We start from the raw sequence: 9960 nt of genomic DNA, 5'->3' as shown, positions 1-9960 counted from the left end.
CTCCAGAACTCCTCCAGATTGCCTGCCTGCGGATAACGGCCGGACAACCCGATGATCGCGATCTCGCCAGCATCATCGCGATCGCCATCCGCACGCTCCGGCTTGCGCTTTTCATAACGCGACCGTGGGCTCATCGATGCCGGATCGGTCTTGCCGACCTTGATCGCCAGCGGCGTCGACACGGCGGCGGCAACGGCACGGCTTGCACCGATCAATCCGCTCATCGCGGCGCGATGATGCTCCATGAAATATCCGCTCAACGCGGCAACGGTCTGATACTCGAAGAACAGTGTCTTCGGCAGTGGCCCGAAGATTTTTTCCAGAGCACGCGTCAGGTCCAGCACCAGCAGGGAGTCGATGCCGTAGGTCTCCATGGGAGCCCGCGCATCGATCCTGTGCGCCGGCAATTTGAGCGCTGCCGACAGGAAGCGAACGAAATAGCGGAGCGCTCGTTCCTGGATGTCGTCGGAGACGTGGCTTGCGTGGTTTACGCTGACCTCTTCATTGAGTGCCAGCGGCTGCGACACGGCATCATCCGTGCGAGGTTCCCGCTGCGCCACTTCCTGCGTGCCCACATCGCGGACAGGCGCGCCGGGCGGGCGGGACGTCCATGCCTTCAGGCTCAGCTGCCTGAATCGCAGGCACAGCGTACCCTCCTCGTCGCAGACGTCGATGTCGAGCGTATGCACCGTGTCGCTGCTGGCGTGACCGGCGCTATGCCGGATGATCGCCCACATGCTCGGCGTGCACGGTGCCAATACCTCGAGGGAACCCAGGGCAAACGGCAACATCAAGGCCAGGTCATGGGTGCCCGTGCGCGCTTGCAAGCCGATCGAGGCCTGCCATGCCGCGTCGAGCAGGCTGGGATGCAAGGCAAAGCGATCCTTGGTTGCCTGCACCGAGGACGGCAATACGATCCGCGCCAGCGCTAGCTGCTCGCCGACGAACAGTTCGCTCAGGCCCTGGAAGCCTTGGCCATAGTGCAAGCCCAGCGCGTCGAAGGCGGCGTAGCACTGCGCAGCGCTCAGATGGGTCCGCGTGCATTGCTGGCGCAGGGTGGCCAGATCGCATGTCGCCGGCACGCCGTCTTCGATGGCATCGGTGACCACGCCGCGGCCATACACGATTTCGCCGGCGATGCCTTCGCCATGCACCCGATAGCCGATATCACCGTTGTCATCCGGGTAAAGCGAAACGTGCAGGGTCAAGCCATCGTTGCCGGCAACGACAGGATGCATCCATGCCACATCTTTCAAATGCAGTCTGCCGGCATCCTCCATCGCTTCGCTCGCCGCGACGCGTGCCATTTCCAGTTGGGCAACGCCGGGCAACACACGATCGCCCCGCACGACATGGTCGGCAAGGAAAAATTCGCTGCCGTCGAAGTGGCTGCTGAAGCGCGGCCCGGCGAGGTTCGACGAATTGCGCTGCACCATTGGATGCAGCGTGGCCGTTGTGCCAGCAGTCGCAGGCGGATTGGGGTTGCCGACCGGCACCCAATAGCGCTCCCTGGCGAAAGCATAGGTCGGCAAACTGATGCGGCGCGGCCGTTGCCGACCATGCAGCGCAGTCCAGTCCACGTCGCAACCCTTTACCCACACCTCGAGCAGTTTGCCGAGCTCGCCCTGCTCCGCCCAGTTGCGTACGGCATGGGCCAGCTCTGCATCGGCTGCGAACGCGGCCAGCGTGTCCTTGTGGCGCCTGGCCTGCCCGCGGTGGACATGATCCATGTCGTCATCGCCGGCCAGGAAGCGTGCCAATCGGTCACGCAGTTCGGCGAGCGAGCCGACCACCAGGCCGATGCGTTCCTCCATCGCCTCGCGTCCCACCTGCAGCGTATAGGCCAGGTCGGCCAGTCCGAGTGTCGCATCCGCTTCCGGTGTACTGACAAACGCGAGCAGTTGACGTACCTGCTCGTGCAAGCGCTCTTCGTTGCGCGCCGACACCAGCACGGCCACCAGGCCCTTGGGCGCCGCGACGGGAGCCACGGGCGGGAGGTATTCCTCCAGCACGACATGCGCATTCACCCCGCCGAAGCCGAACGAGCTCACGCCGGCGCGGCGCGGCGCGAACTGGCCATGCGCATCGCGCACAGGCGTCCACTCGCGTGATTCCTGCACCACGTAGAAGGGGCTGTTCTTCAGCTCGATATACGGATTGAGGCTTTCGCTGTGCAGGCTTTTCACCAGGGTCCTGTGCTTCATCTGCAGCAAGACCTTGATCACGCCCGCTATGCCGGCAGCCAGTTCCAGATGACCGATATTGGTCTTGGCCGAACCCAGCCCGCAGTGCGGCGCTTCCACGTCGCGCTCGCCTGTCGCCGCGTACAGTTCCCTGAAAGCCGCCTTAAGCCCATTGATTTCCACCGGGTCGCCCAGCGCCGTGCCGGTGCCGTGCGCTTCGATATAGGTCACCGTGCGTGGATCGACGCCCGCCTGCCGATAGGCCTGCTGCACCACGGCGGCCTGCGCCTTCGGATTCGGCGCAGTCAGCGAATTGGCCCGGCCGCCATGGTTTTCCGCGCTGCCGCGCACCACGCCGTAGATGTGGTCCCCGTCGCACTCGGCCGCGGATAGCCTCTTCAGCACTAGCATCGCCGCGCCTTCGCCACGCACGTAGCCGTTCGCCTCGCTCGAGAAGGTCTTGCAGCGGCCGTCCTCGCTCAGCATGCCGGCCCTGCTGAAGCTGATATGCAATTCCGGGTTGACGATGGTGTTCACGCCACCGGCGATCGCCATGTCGCAGTCGCCTCGCTGGATGGCGAGCGTCGCGCGCCGCAAAGCCACCAGCGAACTGGAACAGGCCGTTTCCACCGGCTCGCTCGGGCCATGGAAATCGAGGAAGTAACTCATCCGGTTGGGACCGACCGAAGCGACCGCCCCCGTCGAGGAATACCCTTCGATCGCCGTACTGACACGGCTCATCAAGGTGCTGTATCCACTGGCCATGGTGCCCACATAAATGGCCGTGTTGCTGCCCGAAAGCGCTGATCCGGCATAGCCGGCATCCTCCAGCGCTTTCCAGACATGGACCATCATCAGCCGCTGCTGCGGGTCCATCAGTTCCGCTTCCTTCGGCGAGATGCCGAAGAACATCGGATCGAACTCGTCGATTCCGTCGAGGAAGCCGCCCCAGATGACCCTGGTCCTGTTTTCCTCAGGCACACGATCGCCATACCACACCCGCCAGTCGCCACGCTCGCGCGGGAGTTCGCTGATGCAGTCCTTGCCGTCGCGCAGGTTGAGCCAGAAAGCTTCGATGTCGGGCGCCTGCGGGAACTGACCGCTCATGCCGATGATGGCGATCGGTTCGTTCGGCGCTGCAGCCGGCTGCCCGGGCCACGCCGGGACCGGCCCGGCCCGCTCTTGCTCGGTCTGCTCTTCTTCGGCCTGCTCTTGCCCGGCCGGCTCTTCATGGACCATCACCGTCGCGACAGGCAGGGTGAAATGCGGCAGCAATACTTCGTAGCGCTCTTGCACCAGATAGCCAGCCAGGCCGTCCGCGTTGGGGAATTCGAAGAAGATGGTGGGTGCCAGGTCAACCTGGTAGCGCTCATTCAGGGCGTTGGCGAAAGCGGTGAGCGAGATCGAATCGAAGCCGAATTCGCTCCACTGGGTGTCGCCGTCGATATCCTCTTCCTTCACCTTGAGCATGGTGGACACGGTGGCTGCGAGCATCCGCTTCACTTCGACCAGCAAGGTGTCGGGTTCGACAATGACGCGCGTCGCTGCCTCGACAGGCTCCACGCGTCGCCGGGGACGCTCGGGCGGCGGGACCGCTGCGTTGGGCTCCCTGCGATGCTCGATCCAGTAGCGATCCCTGGCGAACGGATAGGTGGGCAAACTGATGCGGCTTGGACGCGCAAGTCCGGATGCTGCATACAGGCCGTTCCAGTCCAGCACGAAGCCCTTGACCCAGAGCTCGGCGAGCTTGTCGAACTTGGCCTTCGCCATCCAGGTTTCGATGATGGCCCCGGTGTCCTCGTCCCCGGCAAACAGGGCCATCGCATCCTTGTTGCGCTTTGCCTGGCCCCGGTACGTGGCGTCGATATCGCTCGCGCCGGCGACAAAAACGGCCAGCTTCCGGCCAAGGGCATCCAGTGAATCGGCCACGAGCGCAAGGCGCTCTTCCATCGGCTCGCGTCCCACTTGCAGGGTGTAAGCCAGGTTTGCCAGGGTCAACTCGGGACGTGCATGCCCAAGCGCGCTCAGCAGGCGCTGCGCCTGTTCCTGCAACCGCTCCGGATTGCGCGCAGACAGCAGCACCAGGGCGGCAGCATGAGCAGGCGCAGCCACCTGCCCGGCCATCGCGGGCGTGACATATTCCTCGATGACCAGGTGGGCATTGGCACCGCCGGCACCGAAGGAAGATATACCCGCGGTTCTCGGCAGCTCACGCATGCGGCCGTCGATCTCCCGCTGCGGTCGCGCCCAGGGCGACAGTTCCTGCTGCACCACGAAGGGTGAGTTGGGAAAGTCGATATCGGGATTCAGCACCGCGGCATGCAGACTCGGAACCAGCATCCGATGTTTCATCTGCATCAGGACCTTGCTGATCGCGACGAAGCCACTCGCGCTTTCGCAATGCCCGACGTTGGACTTGGCCGAACCGATCGAGCAGAACTGCTTGTCCGCAGTCCAGCTCTGGAAGGCCTTGGACAAGCCGAGAATTTCGATCGGGTCGCCCAGGCTGCTGCCGGTACCCTGTGCTTCCAGGTAGCTGATATTGCGCGCGTCGATGCCTGCATCCTGCAGGGCATTGCGCACCAGCTGGGCCTGCAGGTTCGGGTTGGGCACCATGTAGCCATTGGTCTTGCCGCCGGCGTTTACCGCGCTGCCCTTGATGACCCCGTAAATCTGATCGCCATCGGCAATGGCACGCTGCAGCGGTTTGAGCACGATGGCACCGACGGCTTCGCCATCGACGAAGCCGTCGCCATCGGCGGCAAACGACTTGCACTTGTCGCCGCTCGAAAGCATGGTCATTTCGGACAGGTTGACCAGCTGCTCCGGCGCGACGATCAGGTTCACGCCACCTGCAATGGCAACCTCGCTGCTGCCGCTGCGCAGGCTTTCAAGAGCAAGATGCACCGCCGTCAGCGATGACGAACAGGCGGTGTCGACCGCCATGCTCGGCCCCTGGAAATTGAACAGGTACGATGTGCGATTGGCCATCGACCAGAAGCGGCCGCCGGTCGCATAGTGCTCGTTCATCACGCCAACGAACACGCCGACCTTCCTGCTCGTGGACAGGCTAGCCGGGGTGTAGCCTGCGTCTTCGATGCTCGCATACGCTTCCTGCAGGAAGAGCCGTTCCTGTGGACTCATGGACTCCGCTTCGCGCGGCGAGATGCTGAAGAACAGCGGGTCGAAGCAATCGATGTCGCTGAGGAAGCCGCCCCACCTGCTATACGTCTTGCCCGGTCGGTCGCGCCGTGCGTCGAAGTAGCGACTGTGGTCCCAACGGCCGGCCGGCACTTCCGTGATGCAGTTGAGCCCTGCCGCGAGGTTGGCCCAGAATTGCGTGACATCGGACGCCTGCGGGTAGCGCCCGGACAGACCGACGATCGCGACGTCCATATGTGCCGCGTGCACGAGCGCAGGCGTGGATGCGCCCGACCTCGTCGCATAGCCGCGCCGCGCCCGGCTCCGGACAACTTCCGCCGCCTTGGGCGCCGGCACGCGCTCGACATGCGCGGGCTCTGCCGTCGCCTCCAATCCGATCCACTGCATCATCGCCGCTGTTTCATGCTGGATGAAGTGATCGGCCAGCGCCGCCAGGGTCTGGTATTCGAAGAACAGCGTGGTGCTCACCGGGATGCTGATGCCGGCTTCGTCGAACATCGCGCGCAAGCCATTGATCAGCTCGAGCACGAGGATGGAGTCGATGCCATAGTGGTCGAGACTGGTGTCGGCATCGATTTTCTCGACCGGCATCTTGAGTGTGCGGCCGACCAGCTTCTTGAATTGCAGCAGGCATTTGTCGCGCAACGACGCTGAAGCGCTCTGCGCGGTCGCCTTGCCGGCGAGCGTTGCGGCAACAGGCTTTGCGACCACCGCTCTGGCCATCTCGGCATGGGCCGCTTTTGCCACTGAGCTTTCGTTTCGCCGTTGCGGCACTACGCCGTCGCTTTCGGCCACGACCACCTGCTGGCCAAGTGCGTGCAGCGCCTGTGCCGGGAAAAAGACGTGGCGATAACCCTCCTCGCGCAGCACCCTGTTCCAGCTTGCGGGTGACAGGCTTGGGCAACCCGGTATCCGCAGGGCTTCGTCCTCATATAGCCACCAGCCGTCGAGCAGGCCGAAGGTGAGATGTGTCCATATCTCGAAGCCGCTCAACTCATTGAGCAGGCACAACCCGTTGCCACGCAGCGTCGCCTTGGCATTGCGCAGGCTCTCGCGGATGTCCCTGGTCGCATGCAGGACATTGGTGGCGATCACCAGGTCGTAGCTGCCAGCCTCGATTTCCTGCCCGGCCAGTGGACTGCCGACATCGAATAGCTGGTATGTCAGGTAGGGATGGCGTGGACCATACTTTTGCTCCGCGTGCAGCAGGAACGCGCGCGAAAGATCGGTATAGCAGTACTGTTCGATCGACCCCGCGTAAGGCGCGAGGCTGCCGAGCACACGTGCCGAGGTGCCGCCAGTGCCGGCGCCGATTTCGAGGATGCGGATGCGCGTGGACGGATCCTGCTGCAGGCGCGCCTTGACGAAGGCGACCACGCTCTCGCTCAACACCTGATTGAAATGGTCCGCTATCGCACTGCCGCGATAAATCCCCTCGACCAGGTCCATCGTCGAATTCGGAAACATGATCGACGTCGCCGGCATGCGCCCTTGCAGGATGGCCGCCAGCGAACGCAACATCGTTTCGACCAGCACGACCTGTGCACGTACGTTGACATCGTCCAGCCATGCCGGCTTGTGCTGGTCCCAGGCCGTCCAGGCCTGTTCCGGGGAACCGGGATCGGAGCCGTGCCGCCACGCGCCGGTACCGGTCGGCTCCAGCAGGCCCGCCTGCGCCAGCGTTTGCACGCTATGCGCCAGCCAGCGCCGGTAACCTGGCCGAATCGCGAGATCCTCCAGCATGAACGTTCCGTCCGCCCCCGCCATCATGCCGAGCGCATTCAATTCGCTGTGCAGAATGGCCAGGGCCAGCCTGTCGATATCGCGCTTCTGTCGCACCAGCTGTGCCGCATCGACCGGGAACGGCATGGTGGCGGACTGTTCGGCCAGCCCACCCACCAGGCTGCGATAGCGCGCCGGGAATATTTCCACGCGGTTCGCACCGACAAGCTCGCGGATGTCTCCCCTGGCGGCATGTCCGGTGACTTTCAGGAATCCGAGTTGCGGCACCGGTGCAGCCAGCAGCTGCGCGATGGCCCGCATGCCCTCTTCCGGCTCGATGGAGCCGATGCCCTGTTGCGCCATGCGCTCGCGATAGGCCGGGGAGGCAACCACGCCGACACTGCCCCAATAGCCCCAGTTCAGCACTTTCACTGGGTATGGCAGGCGTTTGGCCAATTGCAGGCTGTAGGCATCCTTGAAAGTACAGCCGGCGGCATAATTGCTTTGTCCCGCAGCCTTGATGAAGCTGAGCAGCGACGAGCAGAACAGCATGAAGTCCAAAGGCTGCGAGCCGAATACCTGCAGCATCCGCACGCTGACGTCGATCTTGGCGGCAAGGCCGGCCAGCAGGAGTTCCTCATCCATCTGCGCCAGGCTTTTGTCGAGCAGCACGATGGCCGCGTGCACGACGCCATGGATGGCCGGGAAGCGGGCCAGTATCTGCGCGCGGGCCTGCTGCATGGATGCCAGGTCGGTCGCATCGGCAGCGATATACATCGGCATGGGGCCGTAGGCCGCCATGCGCGTCTGCGCTTGCTTGATCGCTTCATCCCTGGCGCGCCGGCCGATCCAGACGACATTGGCCTGGCAGGTGCGGATGACGTGCTCGCTCCAGGCCTGGCCGATGCCGCCCGCTCCGCCGATCACCACGTACACACCACCCTGGCGGTACGGGGAAGCCTCCTCCGCTGTCGGACGGATATGTACCGTTTGCAGCTGTTGGCGGAACCACTGACCCGAACGCCAGGCCAGCGCATCGCCTTTCACATCGTATGGCAGGTCAAAAAGCTGCTCCCATGGCCACGCAGCGGTGGATGGCATGTCGAGCAGGCGCACCCGCCACTGGCGGAATTCCTTGGACATCGCGCCGACGAAGCCATGGATACCCGCATGCGCGGGTGCGACGGCGTCACTCTCATGCACGGCCTGGGTCTGGCAGGTCAGTACACTCCAGCCCAGCGGTCGCTGCGCGAACCCGAGCGCCAGCAGGGCTTTGACCAGACGAAAACCGAGCACGATGCCGTCCTGCTGGGCAAGGATCAGGGCCTCGTCATCGGCAGCCTCCGATGCGTCGAGAATCCATATCAGGTGGTCGATGGCGCCATGCGCACGCAGGCGCTGTTCGATATCGGCCATCTGCGCCGCGTGCGGCAAGTCGAGGATGGCGGCCTGCGGGTATTGCGCCCGGATCGCTTCGTGCCGGGCCATGTCGCCGCCCACGACCAGTACATTTGCATCCATCTTCGGTGCGCGTTCGGTCCGCGGCGGATGCACCACGTCCCATACCGGGGCCAGCAACAGCTTGTCGTCCAGCGCCCGCGCCAGCTCGGCACTGCCGGTGGCGGACGGGCTGCGCATACTGAAATTCCTGAACTGCACGCAGACGACGCCGCTTTCATTGCACAGATCGATGTCGAGTCGCTGTACTGCCGTGCCCGCACTGCTGCCGGCGCTATGCCGCACGAACGCCCACATGGCTGTCGGACACGGCGCCAGTGACTGCAGGCTGCCCAGCGCATAAGGCAGCATCAGCGTGGCTACGCCCGCTTCCGCGGACGAACCCATCTGCAGCCCCAAGGCCGCTTGCAGCGCAGCGTCCAGCACGCTGGGATGCAGCACATAATCTTGCACCGGCACGACAGCCGGCAGGCTGATCCGCGCCAATACCTGCTGCGACCCCACGAACAGTTCGTTCAATCCCTGGAATCCCGGGCCGTACTGCAAGCCCATGCCCTCGAACACCGCGTAGCATGCCGCAGCGTCCCAATGCGCCTGGGCACACTGCTCACGCAACACGGCCAGGTCGTGCCTGGACGATGCGGTCGGCATGTCCGTCGCGTCGCCGGTTATGGCGACGCCCTGGCCATGCACCACGGCTTCGCCGTCTTCGCCATCGCTGTAGATTTCGAAATGGATGTCGCCGTCGTCCTCGGCGTAGAGCGCGATGTGCAGCATCAGCCCGTTCGTGCCCACGGCTACCGGACGCAGCCACACCACCTCGTTGAGTTCGATGGGAGTCTGCGCACCGACCACTTCGCTGACCGCACGCCGCGCCATTTCCAGTTGCGCTACACCTGGCAATACGCGAACACCCTGTACGACGTGGTCGCTAAGGAAAAATTCCTCGCCGCTCAGGCGTGTGCTGAAGCGCAGCCCTGCCATATCCGAAGTATTGCGGTGCAGTAACGGATGCAGCATCGCGCCGGCATCCGGCAAGGCCGCCGGCTGCGTTGCACTGACCTGTATCCAGTAGCGCTCGCGCGCAAACGGATAGGTGGGCAAGCTGATCCGGCGTGGCCGGTTTTCGCCATACAGGCGCTGCCAGTCGAAGGCCAGGCCCTTCACCCACAGGTCCAGCAGCTTGCCGAACTTGCCCTTGGCGATCCATGCCTCGACGGTCGCGTCGATGTCGTCGTCACCGAGCAGGGTTCCCAGCGCTTCCTTGTTGCGCCTGACCTGCCCGCGATAAAGGCCTTCGACTGCCGTTACGCCCGCCACATGGGCACTGAGTTTTTCGCGCAATTCATCCAGCGAACCCGCCATCACCGCGAGCCGCTCCTCCATCGCCTCGCGCCCGACCTGCAGGGTATAGGCCAAGTCGGCCAGGGCGACC

Annotated in this window: 1 protein-coding gene; it reads right to left on the bottom strand. The window is 64.1% G+C overall.

Annotation, left to right across the window (positions count from 1 at the left end; all coding sequences use genetic code 11):
* The coding region (locus tag GSQ75_RS09960) for an SDR family NAD(P)-dependent oxidoreductase (RefSeq protein WP_158754555.1) at positions 1-9960 on the bottom strand (9960 nt) is incomplete at both ends.

This window comes from Dyella sp. S184 (genome assembly GCF_009766065.1).
GTDB lineage: Bacteria > Pseudomonadota > Gammaproteobacteria > Xanthomonadales > Rhodanobacteraceae > Rhodanobacter.
The sequence above is the reverse complement of the archived record's forward strand: the minus strand, read 5'-3'. Positions and strand labels throughout refer to the sequence as shown.